Annotated in this window: 19 protein-coding genes; 12 read left to right on the forward strand and 7 right to left on the reverse strand. The window is 71.2% G+C overall.

Annotated elements, in window-relative coordinates:
- From OG589_RS24910 to OG589_RS24920, 3 genes are all read right to left on the reverse strand, one after another.
- Window positions 1-558, reverse strand: coding sequence for a DUF6461 domain-containing protein (locus OG589_RS24910; RefSeq protein WP_405140027.1), 558 nt, complete (start codon window positions 556-558; stop codon window positions 1-3).
- Window positions 559-714: 156 nt separating this feature from the next.
- Window positions 715-2,103, reverse strand: coding sequence for a glycine--tRNA ligase (locus OG589_RS24915; protein WP_405140029.1), 1,389 nt, complete (start codon window positions 2,101-2,103; stop codon window positions 715-717).
- A gap of 154 nt (window positions 2,104-2,257) precedes the next feature.
- Window positions 2,258-2,539, reverse strand: coding sequence for an antibiotic biosynthesis monooxygenase family protein (locus tag OG589_RS24920; protein ID WP_405140031.1), 282 nt, complete (start codon window positions 2,537-2,539; stop codon window positions 2,258-2,260).
- 64 nt (window positions 2,540-2,603) lie between these two features.
- On the opposite strand from OG589_RS24920, the gene OG589_RS24925 reads away from it, so the two are divergent.
- The 7 genes from OG589_RS24925 (at window position 2,604) to OG589_RS24955 (ending at window position 8,251) form a co-directional block, all read left to right on the forward strand.
- On the forward strand, window positions 2,604-3,068 hold the full coding sequence (locus OG589_RS24925) for a DUF6703 family protein (protein ID WP_405140033.1): 465 nt from the start codon (window positions 2,604-2,606) through the stop codon (window positions 3,066-3,068).
- A gap of 61 nt (window positions 3,069-3,129) precedes the next feature.
- Window positions 3,130-4,104, forward strand: coding sequence for a metal ABC transporter substrate-binding protein (locus tag OG589_RS24930; protein ID WP_405152118.1), 975 nt, complete (start codon window positions 3,130-3,132; stop codon window positions 4,102-4,104).
- Window positions 4,101-4,970, forward strand: a complete 870-nt coding sequence (locus OG589_RS24935; protein WP_405140035.1) for a metal ABC transporter ATP-binding protein — start codon at window positions 4,101-4,103, stop codon at window positions 4,968-4,970. Before OG589_RS24930 ends, OG589_RS24935 begins: the two co-directional genes overlap by 4 nt.
- The gene (locus OG589_RS24940; protein WP_405140037.1) at window positions 4,967-5,800 is read left to right on the forward strand and encodes a metal ABC transporter permease; all 834 of its coding nucleotides are present in this window, start codon (window positions 4,967-4,969) and stop codon (window positions 5,798-5,800) included. The genes OG589_RS24935 and OG589_RS24940 overlap by 4 nt, the downstream gene beginning before the upstream one ends.
- 34 nt (window positions 5,801-5,834) lie before the next feature.
- A complete protein-coding gene (locus OG589_RS24945) occupies window positions 5,835-6,224 on the forward strand; it encodes a Fur family transcriptional regulator (RefSeq protein WP_405140039.1) in 390 nt (129 codons plus the stop codon).
- Between the two features lie 147 nt (window positions 6,225-6,371).
- Window positions 6,372-6,920, forward strand: coding sequence for a CGNR zinc finger domain-containing protein (locus tag OG589_RS24950; protein ID WP_405140041.1), 549 nt, complete (start codon window positions 6,372-6,374; stop codon window positions 6,918-6,920).
- Between the two features lie 203 nt (window positions 6,921-7,123).
- Complete coding sequence (locus OG589_RS24955; RefSeq protein WP_405140043.1) at window positions 7,124-8,251, forward strand: DUF5685 family protein; 1,128 nt, start codon at window positions 7,124-7,126, stop codon at window positions 8,249-8,251.
- A gap of 94 nt (window positions 8,252-8,345) precedes the next feature.
- Here OG589_RS24955 and OG589_RS24960 read toward each other — a convergent pair whose 3' ends face one another.
- Together OG589_RS24960 and recO are read right to left on the reverse strand one after the other, a co-directional pair.
- Window positions 8,346-9,119, reverse strand: a complete 774-nt coding sequence (locus OG589_RS24960) for an isoprenyl transferase (protein WP_405140045.1) — start codon at window positions 9,117-9,119, stop codon at window positions 8,346-8,348.
- Window positions 9,120-9,162: 43 nt separating this feature from the next.
- Window positions 9,163-9,891, reverse strand: coding sequence for a DNA repair protein RecO (gene recO / locus OG589_RS24965; protein WP_405140047.1), 729 nt, complete (start codon window positions 9,889-9,891; stop codon window positions 9,163-9,165).
- Window positions 9,892-10,144: 253 nt separating this feature from the next.
- Here recO and OG589_RS24970 point away from each other — a divergent pair, with 253 nt between their 5' ends.
- Both OG589_RS24970 and OG589_RS24975 read left to right on the forward strand, forming a co-directional pair.
- Window positions 10,145-11,722, forward strand: coding sequence for a CDP-alcohol phosphatidyltransferase family protein (locus OG589_RS24970; RefSeq protein ID WP_405140049.1), 1,578 nt, complete (start codon window positions 10,145-10,147; stop codon window positions 11,720-11,722).
- Window positions 11,719-12,450, forward strand: a complete 732-nt coding sequence (locus OG589_RS24975) for a DUF5941 domain-containing protein (protein WP_405140051.1) — start codon at window positions 11,719-11,721, stop codon at window positions 12,448-12,450. The genes OG589_RS24970 and OG589_RS24975 overlap by 4 nt, the downstream gene beginning before the upstream one ends.
- Before the next feature lie 75 nt (window positions 12,451-12,525).
- Here the strand turns inward: OG589_RS24975 and OG589_RS24980 are convergent, their stop codons facing one another.
- Both OG589_RS24980 and OG589_RS24985 read right to left on the reverse strand, forming a co-directional pair.
- Complete coding sequence (locus OG589_RS24980; protein ID WP_405140053.1) at window positions 12,526-13,251, reverse strand: ABC transporter permease; 726 nt, start codon at window positions 13,249-13,251, stop codon at window positions 12,526-12,528.
- Window positions 13,248-14,006, reverse strand: a complete 759-nt coding sequence (locus tag OG589_RS24985; protein WP_405140055.1) for an ABC transporter ATP-binding protein — start codon at window positions 14,004-14,006, stop codon at window positions 13,248-13,250. Before OG589_RS24985 ends, OG589_RS24980 begins: the two co-directional genes overlap by 4 nt.
- 92 nt (window positions 14,007-14,098) lie before the next feature.
- Here OG589_RS24985 and OG589_RS24990 point away from each other — a divergent pair, with 92 nt between their 5' ends.
- From OG589_RS24990 to rocD, 3 genes are all read left to right on the forward strand, one after another.
- Complete coding sequence (locus tag OG589_RS24990; RefSeq protein WP_405140057.1) at window positions 14,099-14,569, forward strand: Lrp/AsnC family transcriptional regulator; 471 nt, start codon at window positions 14,099-14,101, stop codon at window positions 14,567-14,569.
- A gap of 236 nt (window positions 14,570-14,805) precedes the next feature.
- The gene (ddaH, locus tag OG589_RS24995) at window positions 14,806-15,606 is read left to right on the forward strand and encodes a dimethylargininase (protein WP_405140059.1); all 801 of its coding nucleotides are present in this window, start codon (window positions 14,806-14,808) and stop codon (window positions 15,604-15,606) included.
- The gene (gene rocD, locus OG589_RS25000) at window positions 15,603-16,835 is read left to right on the forward strand and encodes an ornithine--oxo-acid transaminase (RefSeq protein ID WP_405140061.1); all 1,233 of its coding nucleotides are present in this window, start codon (window positions 15,603-15,605) and stop codon (window positions 16,833-16,835) included. The genes ddaH and rocD overlap by 4 nt, the downstream gene beginning before the upstream one ends.
- The last annotated feature ends 63 nt before the right edge of the window (window positions 16,836-16,898 follow it).

Here is a 16,898-nt window from a genome sequence, read left to right on the forward strand (position 1 = left end):
TCAGTAGTCGGGGAGGATGCCCCTGACTCCCGTGCCCGTGTGCGGGTCCCCGGCGCCCCGCACGCCGGTGAGGCTCTCGGCGAGGACGAGCGCCGTGGTGACGTCCGCCTTCGGGCCGTCCTCGCCGTCGCCGCCGAGCAGGCCGAGCCCGCGCATCTCGGCGAGGTAGCGGTCGGGCTCGCTGCCCGAGCGGGAGTCGCCGGGGAACTGCGGGTCAAAGCTGAGGATCTCCTCGCCCTCCTCGTAGAAGACGAAGGTCTGGTCGAAGTTCACGTTGCGGAACACGCTCGCGACCACCGTGCCGGCCGAGAGGGGGCGCAGGAACTGGTCCATGGTGGCGGCGTAGCCGTTCTCCTCGATCAGCAGCGTGCCGCCCTCGGAGGGCTGCGCCAGCAGCAGGCCTTCGAGGAGGTCCTCCTCGTCGTCCTCGTCGGTGAGCAGCTCGACGCCGATGCGCCGCAGGGCCTCCTCCGGCGTGAGATCTCGCACGAAGGTGAAGCAGTACCCCGTGTCGCTCCGCGAGAACCAGTCGTATCCGGTGTGGCCAGTACCGCTCACGTGAAACTCCCCACGTTCGAAGGATGGAGAGCGACCATCCTCGACCCGCGCGGTGACCATCCCGTGGCCCGGCGGTTGCCACGGCGTGCACATCGTTCGCCGAAACGCCGAAGGCGCCCGGCCCCTCGCGGGACCGGGCGCCGCCCTGCGCGTGACTCAGTCGTTGAGGTGCTGGCGCAGGTAGGAGTCGACCTGGTCGAGGGCGATGCGCTTCTGCGCCATGGAGTCGCGCTCGCGGATCGTCACGGCGTGGTCTTCGAGGGTGTCGAAGTCGACCGTGATGCAGAACGGCGTGCCGATCTCGTCCTGGCGGCGGTAGCGGCGGCCGATCGCTCCCGCGTCGTCGAACTCGACGTTCCAGCGGCGGCGGAGCTGGGCGGCGAGGTCGCGGGCCTTGGGCGACAGGTCGGAGTTGCGCGACAGGGGCAGCACCGCGGCCTTCACCGGCGCGAGCCGGTGGTCGAGCCGCATGACCGTGCGCTGCTCCATGACGCCCTTGGCGTTGGGCGCCTCGTCGACGGTGTAGGCGTCCATCATGAAGGTCAGCGTGCAGCGGTCGACGCCGGCGGCCGGCTCGATGACGTACGGGACGTAGCGCTCGCCGGAGTCCTGCTCGAAGAACGACAGGTCGGTGCCCGAGGCCGCCGCGTGCGTGGTGAGGTCGAAGTCGGTGCGGTTGGCCACGCCCTCCAGCTCACCCCACTCGGAGCCGGTGAAGTTGAAGCGGTACTCCACGTCGACGGTGCGCTTGGAGTAGTGCGACAGCTTGTCCTTCGGGTGCTCGTACAGCCGGAGGTTGTCGCGGTTGATGCCGAGGTCGACGTACCACTGGAAGCGCTCGTCGATCCAGTACTGGTGCCACTCCTCGTCGCTGCCGGGCTTGACGAAGAACTCCATCTCCATCTGCTCGAACTCGCGGGTGCGGAAGATGAAGTTGCCCGGGGTGATCTCGTTGCGGAACGACTTGCCGATCTGGCCGATGCCGAACGGGATCTTCTTGCGGGACGACTGCTGGACGTTGAGGTAGTTGATGAAGATGCCCTGCGCGGTCTCGGGCCGGAGGTAGGCCAGGCCGGACTCGTCCTCGACGGCGCCGAGGTAGGTCTTGAGCAGGCCGTTGAACATGCGGGGCGCGGTGAAGGCGCCCTTGGTGCCGCAGCTCGGGCAGGTCAGGTCGGCCAGGCCGTTCTCGGGGGCCTTGCCGCCGTGCTTCTCGGCGTAGGCCTCCTCGAGGTGGTCGGCGCGGTAGCGCTTGTGGCAGGACTGGCACTCGGTCAGCGGGTCGACGAACTCCCTGACGTGGCCGCTGGCCTCCCACACCTCGCGGGCGAGGATCACCGAGGAGTCGAGGCCGACGACGTCGTCGCGGCCCTGGACCATGGACTTCCACCACTCGCGCTTGACGTTGTTCTTGAGCTCGACGCCGAGCGGACCGTAGTCCCAGGACGCGCGCAGACCTCCGTAGATCTCGCTCGACGGGTAAACGAGCCCGCGTCGCTTGGCGAGGCTGACGATCGTGTCCATGATGTCGGTACGGCGGGCCATCAAGAATCTCCATCCGGCTGGCGGTCGGGGTTGGGTTTATCGATCAGAGGGCGCGTCACCTGCCCGATCACCCCCCAGCTTAGGGGAAGCGGTGACGCGACCCGCCCACAATCGGCGCCGAGCGTCCGGCCGCTTCCGCCGCCGGCCGCGCGGTTCAAGGTTTGCTGACCAGAACCTCGAAGGCGCTTGGCTCATTGATCATCAATGTCATGAGCGGATACATCTCCATACGCGCGGCTGACAAGGCGCGACGGTAGAACCCGGCGCCCTCCCACTCGCTGACGACGGCCCACAGGTCGGGCTCGTCGACCGATCTGCCGACGTGCCCGCGGAGATACCCGGTCTGGGCGGCCAGCGTGTCGAGGATCGACGTGGCCCTGCCGACGAACTCGTCGGCCCGCGCGCCTGGGACGGAGTACCTGATGAGGGCAAGCATGCCGTTCAGCATGCCAGTACGCATAGGGTGCCGTGACGTAGCCCTCCGACGTTAGGCTCGAAGCGTGGCCGACAAGCACGATCCCAGCGACTCCTCGTCCTCCTCGTCCTCCTCGCCTTCCTCGCCGAAGCGCGGCGTGCCCGACCATCCGCTGGCGCAGCGCGGGAGGCCCACCGGCCGTACGGGCGCCGGGCGCACGGCGTCGCGGCCCCTTCCCCGCGGCGAGCACTTCCTCACGCCGGGGGCGACGGGGCTGCGCCGCGCGGTGGAGCACAAGAGCGCGGCCCCGCTGGTCTTCCTGTACGGGCTGCCGCGCTGGCTGACCCCGGTCGTCCTGGTGATCCTGTTGCTGGTGGGCTTCGCCGTGCCCGACTGGCGGGGCGGCGTCGCGGTCCTGCCGGTGCTCGGCTTCGTGGGCTGGCTGGCGTACATGTCCTGGCCGTCGCTCGGCACGGGGGCGAGGATCTTGCGCGTCGCGGTCGCCACGTTTCTGATCGCCGTCGCGGCCAACCGTTTCGGGCTGTTCTGAGATACGACCCGCCGGGCGATTTTGACAACGGTTTTCATTCTGAAGCATACTCAGGGGCGTGATGCCCTTTTCGTCCGGATACAACCGGCGCAAGCCGTCCAGAAATCCGCGCCCGAGCGCCGTCGCCGTCCTGCTCGGCGCGGGCGCGCTGCTCACCGCGACCGCCTGCTCCGCGGGCACCAGCGCCTCGGCGGACGAGCGGGGCACGGGCAAGCCGAAGGTCCTGGCCGCCTTCTATCCCCTTGAGTGGATCTCCACCCGCGTGGGCGGACCGGACATCACGGTGACCGGCCTGACCCAGCCCGGCGTCGAGCCGCACGACCTGGAGCTCACCCCGCGCCAGATCGCCGAGATCGAGCGGGCCGACCTGGTCGTGTACATCAAGGGCGTCCAGCCGGCCCTCGACGACGCCGTCAGGGAGCACGCCGGGGACAGGGCCTTCGACGCCGCCTCCACGGTCACCACGCTGCCGGCCGCCGCCGAGGAGCGGTTCCAGGAGGGCGCGGACGCCCACGAGCGGCTCGGCTACGACCCGCATGTGTGGCTCGACCCGAGCAGGCTCGCCACCACGGTCACCGAGCTGGGCAAGAGGCTGGGCCGGGCCGACGCCGCGCACGCCGCCGCGTACACCGGCCGGGCGGGGTCGGCGGCCGGGGAGCTCGGCGCCCTGGACAAGGAGTTCCAGCAGGGTCTGACCACGTGCGGAAGCCGCACGATCGTCACCGGCCACGCCGCGTTCGGCTACCTGGCCGACCGCTACAAGCTCAAGCAGGTCGGCATCAGCGGCGTCGACCCGGACGCCGAACCCTCCCCCGCGCGCCTGGCCGAGGTGGCCGGGGTCGCCAGGCAGGAGCGAGTGACTACCATTTTCACCGAGGAACTCGTCAGCCCCAAGGTCGCCGAAGTCCTCGCCAAGGAGGTCGGCGCCAAGACGGCGGTTCTCAACCCGATCGAGAGCCGTCCCCCGGCAGGGGACTACCTGTCAGCCGCACGCGCGAACCTCTCCGCTCTCCGTACCGCACTTGGATGTTCATGACGCGATCAGCACAGGCGACCGGTGTGGCCCCGCAGCAGTCACAGGGAGTCACGCCCGTCGCGTTCGCAATGACGGCCGGCCATGTCAACCTCGACGGGCGGCCCGTGCTGCGCGGCATCGACCTGCGCATCGAGGCCGGCGAGGTGGTCGCCGTCCTCGGCGCCAACGGCTCGGGCAAGTCCACGCTCATCCGGGCCCTTCTCGGCCTGACGCCGCTGTCGGCGGGCTCCGCCGAGCTGTACGGCGTCTCGCCCGGCCGGTTCCGCGACTGGTGGCGCATCGGCTACGTGCCGCAGCGCCTGTCGGTCGGCGGAGGGGTGCCCGCCACCGTGCGTGAGGTGGTGGCCTCCGGCCGGGTGGCCAGGCAGCGCCGGCTGCGCCGTACGAGCGCCGGTGACCGCGCGGCCGTCGCAGGGGCGCTCGACGCCGTGGGCCTCACCGGACGGGCCGGCGACCCCGTGGGGTGGCTCTCCGGGGGCCAGCAGCAGCGGGTGCTCATCGCCCGGGCGCTGGCCGGCGAGCCCGACACGTTCGTCATGGACGAGCCGACGGCCGGTGTGGACGCCGAGAGCCAGCGGCACCTGGCCGCCACGCTCGCGACGCTGGTCGAGCAGGGGAAGACCGTGCTGCTGGTGGCCCACGAGCTGGGGCCGATGGCACCGCTGATCACCCGGTCGGTGGTCCTGCGCGACGGCCGCGTCCTGCACGACGGCGCGCCTCCCGCCGAGCCCGGCCACCGTCACGACGGCCCCGTCCACGACGGCGCGGACGGGACGGGCTGCCACCCGCACCCGGGCCGCGAACAGGCCCGTCCGCACGCCTACGACGTCTCGGGCGGGCCGATGATGCCGGGGGCGGCGCAGTGATCGAGATGTTCGAGTACGACTTCATGTGGCGTGCGCTGATCGCCGCGCTGCTCGTGGGGCTGGCCGCCCCGGCCGTGGGCACGTTCATCGTGCAGCGGCGGCTCGCCCTGCTCGGCGACGGCATCGGCCACGTGGCGCTGACCGGCGTGGCGCTCGGCTTCCTCACCGGCACCGCGCCCGTGCTCACCGCCGTCGCGGTGGCGGTGCTCGGGGCGGTGGCCATCGAGCTGGTGCGGGCACGCGGCCGCACCACCGGGGACGTCGCGCTCGCGCTGCTGTTCTACGGGGGCATCGCGGGCGGCGTGCTGCTCATCGGGCTCGCCCCCGGCGGCAGCAACTCCACGCTGACGTCCTACCTCTTCGGCTCGATCAGCAGCGTCACGGCCCAGGACGTATGGGTCATCGCGGTGCTCGCGGCCTTCGTGCTGGGCGTGGTGGTGATCTTCGGGCGCGAGCTGTTCGTGCTCTGCCAGGACGAGGAGGTCGCCAGGGTCAACGGGCTGCCGGTGCGCTTCCTGAGCCTGCTCATCGCGGTGACGGCCGCGCTCACCGTGGTGATCGCGATGCGCGTGGTGGGGTTGCTGCTGGTCAGCGCCCTGATGGTGGTGCCCGTCGCCACCAGCCAGCAGGTCACGCGTGGCTTCGTCACCACCATGACGCTGGCCATGGCGCTCGGCGTGGTGGCGACGGTCGGGGGGCTCACGTCCGCGTTCTACGCGAGCGTCGCGCCGGGGGCGGCGATCGTGCTCCTCGCGCTCCTCGGCTTCGTCGTGGCCCTGGGTGTGGGTAGATTCGTACGACGAGGTCGTACACAGGAGCCCAGTACATGAGCGAGCGGTCATGCCGTACCCGGGAGCGCAGCCGATGACGAACCGCCGAGACGCCGTGCGGAACATCCTCGTCCACAGTGAGGGTTTCCGGAGCGCGCAGGACATCTACGCTCAGCTGCGGTCCGACGGCGCCAAGATCGGGCTCACCACCGTTTACCGCGCTCTGCAGGCGCTCGCCGACGCGGGCCAGATCGACGTGCTGCGCACCGACGACGGCGAGTCGGTCTACCGGGCCTGCGCCACCGGCACCCACCACCATCACCTGGTCTGCCGCCGCTGCGGCCGCACGGTCGAGGTGGCGGGGCCCGCCGTCGAGCGCTGGGCGGAGAGCGTGGGGGCCGAGCACGGCTTCACGGCGATCACGCACACCGTCGAGGTCTTCGGAACCTGCCCGTCCTGTTCCGCCATCGCCTCGGCGGGCTGATCGCCGTACGCCCGCACCTGTCTCCCCGAAGCAATCTTGTACGGGCGCGCCGACCGGATACGCTTCCGGGACGGGAAGCCGCGCGAGCGGCGTCCGCGCCACCCGGCGACCGTGCCACCGCCCGCACCACGTCCAACGGGAGAGACCATGCCATTCAGCCATGACATGGTGTGCTCGCTGGCCGCCGTGGCCGACCTGATCAACACCGCGCCCGAGACGGGCGGCCCTGACGGCCTGACCGGCACCGCCGATCTCGACGCGTTCGTCAAGCGCCACGAGATGAGCGGCATCGAGGCGGTCGACGCGGCCGACCTTGATCAGGTGCGCACCCTGCGCACGACCTTCCACGAGGTGTTCACCGCTCCCGACCCGGCCACGGCGGTCACCCGGCTGAACGTCCTGCTCGACCGCACCCGGATCACCGCCCGGCTGACCGAGCACGACGGTTTCCCGCTGCACGTGCACTACTTCGCCCCCGAGGCGTCGGTGGCCGAGCATCTGGCCGCCGACTGCGGCGTGGCGCTGGCCCACCTGCTGGTCGAGGGCGAGTGGGAGCGGCTGCGCACCTGCTCGGCTCCCGACTGCGACAAGGTCTTCGTGGACGAGTCCCGCAACCGTTCACGGGTCTACTGCGACAGCCGCACGTGCGGCAACCGCATGCACGTCGCCGCCTACCGCGCCCGCCGCAAGGCCTGAAAGCCGCCCGCAAGACCTGAGACGTCCGCCGCGAGGCCTGGGTAGCCCGCCGCGAGCGCTCGTGAGAGGAGGCTCGCGGCCACTCCCGGGACGGACGCGAAGTCCGCCGCGAGGCTGAGGCGCCGGGCGATCAGGACCGATAGATTCTGGCCCGACAGAAGCGGATCAGGTCCACGGATCTCCCCCGAAGTATGCGAGGCCGGATGTTCGGCATCATTCGCCCGTGCGGGCAACACTCCTGCCCAGCGCTGCACCGCGCCTGGCTGGCGCACCTGTGCGGGCTCTGCCTGGCCCTCCGGGACGGTCAGGGCCAGGGCGCCCGGGTGGCCACCAACTACGACGGGCTGATCATCTCGGTGCTCACCGAGGCGCAGGGGACGGCCGCCTCACCGCACCGGACCGCCGGGCCGTGCGCCCTGCGCGGGTTCAGGCGGGCCGACGTGGTCGACGCCCGGGCTGAGGGGGTACGGCTGGCCGCCGCGGTCTCGCTCGTCCTCGCGGCCGGCAAGCTCCGCGACCACGTGGCTGACGGCGACGCCGCCCGCGGCACCGGCCCGGCCCGCAGGCGCCTGGCGGCCCGGTGGGAGGCGGCGGGCACCCGCATGGGCACGTCCGTCGGATTCGACGCCACCGCGCTCACCGCGACGATCGACCGCCAGCTCGACCTGGAACGCCGGCACGACCTCGAAGGCGGAACCGGCCGGGAACGCCTGCTCGGCACCGGCGGCACGCCCGTCCCGGGGGGAACAGCCGCGCTTATGGAGCTGACCGGTCCCACGGAGGACGCGGTGGCCGCCGCGTTCGCGCACACGGCCACGCTGTCGGGGAAGCCGGGCAACGCGGCCCCGCTCGCCGAGGCGGGCCGGTTCTTCGGGCGCGTCGCCCACCTGCTGGACGCGGTCGAGGACCAGGCGGACGACGACGGGCGCGGGGCGTTCAACCCGCTCACCGCGACCGGCGCCACCCGCGAGGAGGCCCGGCGGCTCTGCGACGACGCCGCGCACGGCCTGGACCTCGCCCTGCGAGAGGTGGAGCTGGAGGACCGGCACCTGGTGGAGGTGCTGCTCGGCACCGAGGTGCGGCGGGCGGTGGAGCGGACGTTCGCCCACTCGGCGCCGGCAGCCTCATACGAGCGGCCCGGGTTCGCCCGCAAGTCCGCCGCCGGGGTGGGGACCCTGCTCACCTGCGGCATGTGGCGCCCGAGGTGGAGCCAGAGGCACGGCCGTCCGTGCGACGACCGCTGCTACCTGCGGTTCTGCGACTGCTGCAGCGGCTGTGACTGCTGCAGCGGCTGCGACTGTGACTGCGGGTGCTGCGACTGCTCCCCCTGAGCGCGACCGGACGGTCCTGGCGGCTCAGACCCCGCAGGCCGTCCCAACGGCTCGAAGCACGCGGGTCCGTACGGTGACGAGGGGTCGGGACGGCTCAGACCTGGTTGGGGAGGGCTCCGCCGTACCTGCGGTCGCGCTTGGCGTAGACCTCGCAGGCCTGCCAGAGGTCGCGGCGGTCGAAGTCGGGCCAGAGCTGGTTGAGGAAGACCATCTCGGCGTACGCCGACTGCCAGAGAAGGAAGTTGGAGGTGCGCTGCTCGCCGGAGGACCGTACGAACAGGTCGACGTCGGGGATCTCGGGCTCGTCGAGATAGCGGGCGAAAGTGCGCTCTGAGACCTTGTCGGCTCTGACCCGGCCCGCGGCGATGTCCTGCGCCAGGCGCACGGCGGCGTCGACGATCTCGGCCCGGCCCCCGTAGTTCACGCAGAACTGCAGGGTCAGCGTGCGGTTGTCCCGGGTCATCTCCTCGGCGTCCTGGAGCTCCTTGATGACGCTCTTCCAGAGCCGGCCGGGACGCCCCGCCCAGCGCACCCGTACGCCCATGGCGTGCAGCTCGTCGCGGCGGCGGCGGATCACGTCGCGGTTGAACCCCATCAGGAAGCGGACCTCGTCCGGGGACCGCCGCCAGTTCTCGGTGGAGAAGGCATAGGCCGAGAGGTTCGGGATGCCGAGCTCGATGGCCCCCTCGATCACGTCGAACAGCGAGGCCTCGCCCGCCTTGTGGCCTTCGGTTCTCGCCAGCCCGCGCGCCTTGGCCCAGCGCCCGTTGCCGTCCATGACGATCGCGACGTGCCGGGGGACCAGCTCGCGCGGGATCGGGGGCGGGACGGCCCCGGAGGGGTGGGGGGTGGGCGGGCGGACGTTCACGGTCTGCTTCTCCTGTGCGGGTCTGTGGGGAGGCGGGGCGCGCTCAGACGCGCTCGACATGTCGTAGCGAGCGTATTCCGTGCTCGAGGTGCCATTGCAGGTAGGCCGCGACCAGGCCGCTGCACTCGGTGCGGTGCCGCTGCTCGGAGGCGTCGGCGGAGTCCCAGTCGCCGCGGATGAGCGCGATCATGAGGCCGATGGTCTCGGCGGCGGGCACCGCGGCTCCCGGCGGGCGGCACCCGCCGCACACCACACCGCCCGCGGCGATGGCGAAGGCCCTGATCGCGGGGGTCGAGCAGCGGGCGCAGGAGTCGAGGGCGGGCGCGTACCCCGCGACCGCGAGTGACCGCAGGAAGTAGGCGTCGAGGACGAGCCTGGCCTCGTGGCCTCCCTCGACGAGCGTGCGGAGCCCGCCGAGCAGCAGCAGGAACTGCCGGAGCGCGGGCTCCTTCTCCCCCACCGTGAGCCGGTCGGCGGTCTCCAGCATGGCGGTGCCGGCGGTGTAGCGGGGGTAGTCGGAGACCAGGGCCTCCCCGTACGGCCGGAGCGTCTCGACCTGCGTGATCACGTCGAGCGAGCGCCCGGTGTGGAGCTGCAGGTCGACGTGACTGAAGGGCTCCAGGCGCGCGCCGAACCTGGAGGTGGTGCGCCGGACGCCCTTGGCGACCCCCCGCACCTTGCCGGTGCGCTTGGTCAGGATCGTGACGATGCGGTCGGCCTCGCCCAGCTTCTGGGTGCGCAGCACGACGCCCTCGTCACGGTAGAGGTTCACCCGCCCAGTCTAGGGACGTGGCGCCGCCGAGGGACGAATCAGACGGCAACCGAACACCGGCCCCGCAGGTGAAGCCGCGAATCGGAAGGTGCACCCGGGACGCACGAAACAGGATGTGACTCGCGCAAGCGACGAATCGATCTCGGGTGAACCATGGATGGCATCCTTTGGAAGAACAGTCACTAAACTTTGCTCCCTGGCGACACCCCCTGTTAATCGCCTCCGCCCCCCGCACGCTGCCTGAAAGGGTGACATGACCCGCGTGGTCCTGCTGGGCGCCTCGCCCGGCCCGATCGGTTCTCCCGAAACGAACGTCCCGCCCGGTCGCCTGGCGCTGACGTCGCTCCCCGGCGCACCCACCGTCCTATCCCGGCTGCACGCCCAGGTCGCCTCGATGGACCCCGAGCCGGTCGCCCTGGTCCGCCCGGGCGACGCCGCCGACTACCGGGCGTTCCCCGGCCAGGTCATCGAGTCCGGCGACCTCGCGGGCGATCTGCGCGCGCTGGCCGACGCCGTGGAGCAGGCGACGGACAACCTCTTCCTCGTCCCCGCCGGGGTCGTGATCCACGACGAGCTGATCTACCAGATCACCAAGTCCAAGCGGGGCGCGCTGGCGCTGATCGTCAAGGAGCCGCGCCCGGAGGACGAGAACGGCGAGCCGATCCAGCCGGAGATCCCGATCGAGGAGGCCGAGCCCGAGTTCGGCGACCGCGTCCTCGAAGGCCTGCCCGTACGGCTGCGCGCGGGCCGCTCGCGCGTCATCTCCGCCGGCTCGGCCTACCACCAGGTCACCCGGCCGAACGCCGTGGCGCTCGGCCCGCTCTACCTGCACCAGCGCCACGCGGCCACCCTCGCCGAGACGGCCCGCGAGCTCGCCGGCATGGCCCACCTGTTCGGCCCCGAGGACGACCTCGTTCAGCTGATCGTGCTCGGCCTCGTCCGCAAGGGCGTCTCGGTCGGCACCCGCGGCCGCAGAGACCTGTTCTTCGCCCGGGTCGGCTCCCAGCCCGAGGCCGACGCGGCCGTGGTCGCGATGTCGGAGTACGACGAGGACCGCGCCCGCCTGAACAACGCCGTCAAGGGCGCCGACGGCTTCTTCACCACGTACTTCGTGAGCACCTACTCCCGCTTCATCGCCCGGTGGGCGGCGCGGCGGGGCCTCACCCCCAACCAGGTCACGCTGATCTCGATCGCGCTCGGGGTGCTCTCGGCGCTGGCCTTCGCCACGGGCACGCGCCCGGGCTGGGTGGCCGGCGGCCTGCTGATCTACTTCGCCTTCGTGTTCGACTGCGTCGACGGCCAGGTGGCCAGGTACGCCCGCAAGTTCGGCGTGCTCGGCGCGTGGCTGGACGCCACGTTCGACCGCGCCAAGGAATACATCGTGTTCGCCGGCCTCGCCGTCGGCTCCGTCGTCGCCGGGCAGGGCGACGTGTGGACCCTGGCGCTGGTCGCGCTGTCGGTCCAGTCGGTACGGCACCTGCTCGACTTCTCCTTCGGCGCGGCCAACCGGCGCAAGCCGCCCGTGCCCCTGCCGACGCTGGCGCTCACCGCCACCGACGACCGGCCGCTGCGCGACGCGCTGGAGAAGCGCCGCGTCTCGCGCAGCACCGGCGTGCGCGGGCTGCTCAGGCTGTGGACCCAGGCCGGGCGGTTCCGCGCCGTGCACTGGGCCCGCAAGATGATCGTCTTCCCCATCGGCGAGCGCTTCGCCGCCATCGCGATCACCGCGGCCGTCTTCGAGCCCCGGGTCACGTTCCTCACGCTCGTGATCTGGGGCGGCGTCGCGGCCGCCTACACCCTCACCGGACGTCTCATGAGGTCGCTCGCATGATCACCCATCCGCAGGCCGCAGCCGCCCCCGTTCCCGATCCCGACGAGGAGCGCCGCCGCATCCAGACGGCCCGCCTGCTCGCCTACCGCGACGACGGGCCCCTGGTGGCGCTGCTGCGCGGCAAGATGGGCCCGGGGCTGCCTCCGGTGCCCGCCGGGCTGGCCTCGCTGCTCGCCGTGATCGCCATCGGCGTCACCGGCGTGCTGGGCGACGGCGCGGCGCCCGCCAATGGGCCGATCATGCTGCTTCCCGTGCTGGTGATGGTGGCGCTGATGGTGCCGACCGCGCCGCGCGACCATCTCGGCCGGTTCGACTGGCTGGTGCCGCCGCTGATCAGGGGCACCGAGTTCCTCACGATCATCTTCCTCGGCCTGGCCGCGGGCACGCCCAAGTGGCTGCTGTTCGTGCTCATCTACGTCGTCGGCTACCACACCTACGACACGGTGTACCGCACGCGGCAGAGCATCTGGCCGGCCCCGTGGGTGTTCCAGGCCGGGCTCGGCTGGGAGGTCCGGCTGCTGCTCCTGGGCGCCGGCGCGGCCCTCGGCGTGCTCACCTGGGTGGTCGCCGTGATGTCGGTGTACCTCGGCGTGCTGTTCGCCATCGAGAGCATCAAGAGCTGGGTCGGCCTCGACAAGGAGACCGCGCTGGCCCAGGCCGGCGACGACCTGGAGGCCTCCCCCGAGGACGCCATGGAGCAGGCCACAGGCGAGGCCGAGAAGGCATAGACGCCACACGCGGGCGCCGTACGCGACTCGAAGGCCGGGGTGGACTGTCCACCCCGGCCTTCCACGCGTGCGGGGTCAGGCGTTCTCGCGCTGGAAGCGGCGCGTGCCGGCCGCCACGCCGGCGAGGACGAACAGCAGGGTCACGCCGACACCCACCAGGGCGGCCGTGGAGGTGTAGGCGCCCGCGAAGAACGCACGGAGCGCCTCGACGACGTAGCGGAACGGGGTGAGGCGCGAGAGCACGTCCAGCCATCCGGGGGCCAGGGACATCGGCAGCAGCGCCCCCGACAGCAGGAGCAGCGGCACGAGCACCGTGCTCATGATGGGCGCGAAGAGATCCTGGTTCAGCGTCAGCGCGAGCGCGTACGACAGGGACGACAGGCTCACCGCGAGCAGCAGCATGAGCACCAGCCCGAGCAGCACGCCGAGGACGGGCGCGCGCAGCCCGAAGGCGTACCCGAGCAGCACCAGCCCGGTCGCCTGGATCATCAGCACCAGGGCGTCCTTGAGCACGCGGCCGAGCAGCAGCGACATCCGGCTCACCGGGGTGACCCGCAGCCGTTCGAGCACGCCGAAGCGCTGGTCGAAGACGATGCCGAACCCGCTCATCCCGGCGCTGAGCAGGCCGAGCTGGATCAGCAGGCCGGGCACGAGCACCTCCCAGGACCCGACGCCGCTGCGGGCGAACAGGGGGCCGAACAGGGCGAGGAACAGCACGGGCTGCAGTGCGCCGAAGATGAGCCCGGCCTTGTTGCGCATCGTCTCGCGTATGTAGTGGCGGGCCAGGACGAAGGTGTTCACGCGGGTGCCTCCTCGCGAAGTGCGCGGCCGGTGACGGCCAGGAAGACGTCGTCGAGCGTCGCCCCTGGGCCGAGCTCCGCCTTGAGGGCCTCGGGCGTGCCCTCGCTGACGATGCGCCCGGCGTCGATGATCAGGACTCGGTCGCACAGGGCGTCCGCCTCTTCGAGGTAGTGCGTGGAGAGGAAGACCGTCAGGCCGCTCTCGGCGCGCAGCCGCCTGATGTGGTCCCACAGGTTGGCCCTGCTCTGCGGGTCGAGCCCGGTGGTCGGCTCGTCGAGGAACAGCAGCCCCGGCTCGTGGACCAGGCCCATCGCGATGTCCACGCGCCGCCGCTGCCCGCCAGAGAGCGAGCCGGCGGGGCGTCCCTCGACGCCGGGCAGGTCGAGCCGGGCGAGCAGGTCGGTGACCCGGCGGCGCGCCTCGGCGGGCCGCAGGCCGTACAGGCGGGCCTGGAGCGTGAGCTCCTCGCCGAGCAGGGAGCCGGGGTGGATCGTGCCGCCCTGGGGGACGTACCCGATGCGGCGCCTGACCTTTGCGGGCTCGGCGACCAGGTCGTGACCCGCCACCGTGGCCGTGCCGCACGTGGGGCGCAGCAGCGTGGTCAGGACGCGGAGAGTGGTCGTCTTTCCCGCGCCGTTGGGGCCGAGGAACCCGACGATCTCGCCTGGAGAGACGTCGAGGTCCACTCCTCGGACGGCGTCGACCGTCGCGGTCTTGGAGGTGAAGGTCCGGGTGAGACCTCTGGCATGAATCATACCCAGCACAGTAACACCAAACTTGGTGTCACTTAAACTTTGCAGTGACCCCGAACTGTGTACCGCGAGCGAAGCGGCTGTATACAGTGACCGTGGAGTTGGATGCGCTTGATCGTGCGATTGTCGGAGCCTTGGTCGAGGACGCTCGCTCGACATACGCCGAAATTGGGCATCAAATCGGGCTTTCGGCCCCAGCGGTCAAGCGGCGGGTCGATCGCCTGCTGAGCACCGGAGCGATCACCGGCTTCACCGCCCGCGTGGAGCCCTCCGCGCTCGGCTGGACCACCGAGGCGTACGTGGAGCTGTTCTGCCGGGGGAAGACCTCCCCGGCCGAGATCGGCATGGCCGTCGCCCGCCACCCCGAGGTGATCTCCGCCTGCACGATCACCGGCGAGGCGGACGCCCTGCTGCACATCCGCGCCAAGGACGTCCGGCACGTCGAGCAGGTGATCGAGCGCGTGGCGTCCGAGCCGTTCGTCGTGCGCACCAAGAGCGCGATCGTGCTCTCACGCCTCATCGACGACCCCCCGCACACCCGTAACGGAGCACCCCACGAGGTGTGAGGCCGATGGGACACCATGACATTCACCGACACACCGATGAAACATGTCGTAACCCCCACGACGCATGGACCGAGACCACTTAAACGACATTCCGCACATACACAACAAATCACCGTGTATGTGGCTAAGAACGCAACCGATCCTCGGGAGCGCGCAAGGTACGAGCCTGGCCCGGACCTGCCGCCGTTCCTAGGCTGAAGCCATCCCTGACCAGCCGTTATCCGACGGAGTGATAGATGGCGCACAGCCGGCACTACCTCATGTGTCGTCCCGACTACTTTGCGGTCGAGTACGCGATCAACCCCTGGATGGACCCGAGCGCGGGGGCGGACGCCGCCACCGCCGTCCGCCAGTGGGAGCGCCTCAAGGACGTCTACGAGGAACTGGGCCACACGGTCAGCCTGATCGACCCGATCGACGGCCTGCCGGACATGGTCTTCGCCGCCAACGGCGCCCTGGTGGTGGGCGGCCGGGTCTACGGCGCGAGGTTCGCGAGCGCCGAGCGCGCCGCCGAGGGCCCCGCCTACCTGAGCTGGTTCACCGCCAACGGGTACGGCCCCGCCATGGAGCCGTCGCAGACCAACGAGGGCGAGGGCGACTTCCTCACCCTGGACGACGTGGTCCTGGCCGGCACCGGCTTCCGCACGGCGATCACCGCGCACAAGGAGGCCCAGGAGTTCCTCGGCCGCCCGGTGGTCACCCTCCAGCTGGTCGACCCGCGCTACTACCACCTCGACACCGCGCTGTTCCCGATCGACGGGCGCAACGTGGCGTACTTCCCGGGCGCGTTCTCGCCGGGCAGCCAGGAGGTGCTGCGGCGCATGTTCCCCGACGCCCTCCTCGCCTCCGCCGACGACGCCGCCGTGCTCGGCCTCAACGCCGTCAGCGACGGCCACAACGTGGTCGTCAACGTCGAGGCGGGCGAACTGTCCCTGGAGCTGAAGCGCCGGGGCCTCAACGTCATCCCCGTCGACCTGAGCGAGCTCCGCAAGGCCGGCGGCGGTCCGAAGTGCTGCACACTGGAGATCCGCGCATGAGCAGAAGCCAGGAACTCATCGAGCTCAGCGAGCGGCGCAGCGCGCACAACTACCACCCTCTGCCGGTCGTCGTGCGGGAGGCGCGTGGCGCGTGGGTCACCGACGTCGAGGGCAGGCGCTACCTCGACTGCCTCGCCGGCTACTCCTCGCTGAACTTCGGCCACGGCAACCCCAAGATCCTCCAGGCGGCCCAGGAGCAGCTCCAGCGGGTGACGCTGACCAGCCGGGCGTTCTTCCACGACCAGTTCGCGGACTTCTGCCAGGGCCTGGCCGACCTGTGCGGCAAGGACCTGGTCCTGCCGATGAACACCGGCGCCGAGGCCGTCGAGACCGCGATCAAGGTGGCCCGCAAGTGGGGCTACGAGGTCAAGGGCGTCGCCCCCGGCCAGGCGAACATCGTGGTCATGGAGGACAACTTCCACGGCCGTACCACCACGATCGTGAGCTTCTCCACCGACCCGGACGCCCGTGAGGGCTTCGGCCCCGCGACGCCGGGCTTCACGATCGTGAAGTACGGCTCCGCCGAGGCGATCCGCGACGCGATCGACGAGAACACCGTCGCGGTGCTGATCGAGCCCATCCAGGGCGAGGCGGGCGTGCTGGTGCCGCCGGCCGGCTACCTGGGCCAGGTCAGGGAGATCTGCACCGAGAACAACGTGCTGTTCATCGCCGACGAGATCCAGTCGGGTCTCGGCCGCACCGGTGACACCTTCGCCTGCGACCACGACGGCGTGGTCCCCGACATGTACGTGCTGGGCAAGGCGCTCGGCGGAGGCGTCGTGCCGGTGTCCGCGGTGGTCGCGAACACCGACGTCCTCGGGGTCATCAGGCCGGGGCAGCACGGCTCGACGTTCGGCGGCAACCCGCTGGCCTGCGCCGTCGGCAGCGCGGTCGTCGAGATGCTCGGGACCGGCGAGTACCAGGCCAGGGCCAGGGAGCTCGGCGCGCTCCTGCACGAGAGGCTGCGCGGCCTGATCGGGCCGGCCGGCCAGGGCGGCCACGGCGTCGTCGCCGTACGCGGGCGGGGCCTGTGGGCGGGCGTGGACATCGATCCCTCGATCGGCACCGGGCGGCAGGTCTGCGAAGCGCTGATGCGGCGCGGGGTCCTCGCCAAGGACACCCACGGTTCCACGATCCGCTTCGCGCCTCCGCTGGTGGTCTCGGAGGAGGACCTCAACTGGGCCGTGGACCAGCTCGCCGCCGTCCTGTCGGAGCTGGCGGCCGAGTAGGGAGCACGCTGCTTCACCCGGCTCGTGGTCACCGACGACGACGCGCTCTGACGCCAGGGGTGC

The organism is Sphaerisporangium sp. NBC_01403 (genome assembly GCF_045040145.1).
Taxonomy (GTDB): domain Bacteria; phylum Actinomycetota; class Actinomycetes; order Streptosporangiales; family Streptosporangiaceae; genus Sphaerisporangium; species Sphaerisporangium viridialbum.

Excerpts from the sequence above, each read along its gene's own strand:
- OG589_RS24920 (WP_405140031.1), bottom strand. The coding sequence starts at position 2,539 with ATGCTTGCCCTCATCAGGTACTCCGTCCCAGGCGCGCGGGCCGACGAG.
- OG589_RS24975 (WP_405140051.1), top strand. The coding sequence starts at position 11,719 with ATGATCACCCATCCGCAGGCCGCAGCCGCCCCCGTTCCCGATCCCGAC.
- OG589_RS24950 (WP_405140041.1), top strand. The coding sequence starts at position 6,372 with ATGCCATTCAGCCATGACATGGTGTGCTCGCTGGCCGCCGTGGCCGAC.
- OG589_RS24985 (WP_405140055.1), bottom strand. The coding sequence starts at position 14,006 with ATGATTCATGCCAGAGGTCTCACCCGGACCTTCACCTCCAAGACCGCG.
- OG589_RS24915 (WP_405140029.1), bottom strand. The coding sequence starts at position 2,103 with ATGGCCCGCCGTACCGACATCATGGACACGATCGTCAGCCTCGCCAAG.
- OG589_RS24945 (WP_405140039.1), top strand. The coding sequence starts at position 5,835 with ATGACGAACCGCCGAGACGCCGTGCGGAACATCCTCGTCCACAGTGAG.
- OG589_RS24955 (WP_405140043.1), top strand. The coding sequence starts at position 7,124 with ATGTTCGGCATCATTCGCCCGTGCGGGCAACACTCCTGCCCAGCGCTG.
- OG589_RS24935 (WP_405140035.1), top strand. The coding sequence starts at position 4,101 with ATGACGCGATCAGCACAGGCGACCGGTGTGGCCCCGCAGCAGTCACAG.
- ddaH (WP_405140059.1), top strand. The coding sequence starts at position 14,806 with ATGGCGCACAGCCGGCACTACCTCATGTGTCGTCCCGACTACTTTGCG.
- OG589_RS24970 (WP_405140049.1), top strand. The coding sequence starts at position 10,145 with ATGACCCGCGTGGTCCTGCTGGGCGCCTCGCCCGGCCCGATCGGTTCT.
- OG589_RS24930 (WP_405152118.1), top strand. The coding sequence starts at position 3,130 with ATGCCCTTTTCGTCCGGATACAACCGGCGCAAGCCGTCCAGAAATCCG.
- rocD (WP_405140061.1), top strand. The coding sequence starts at position 15,603 with ATGAGCAGAAGCCAGGAACTCATCGAGCTCAGCGAGCGGCGCAGCGCG.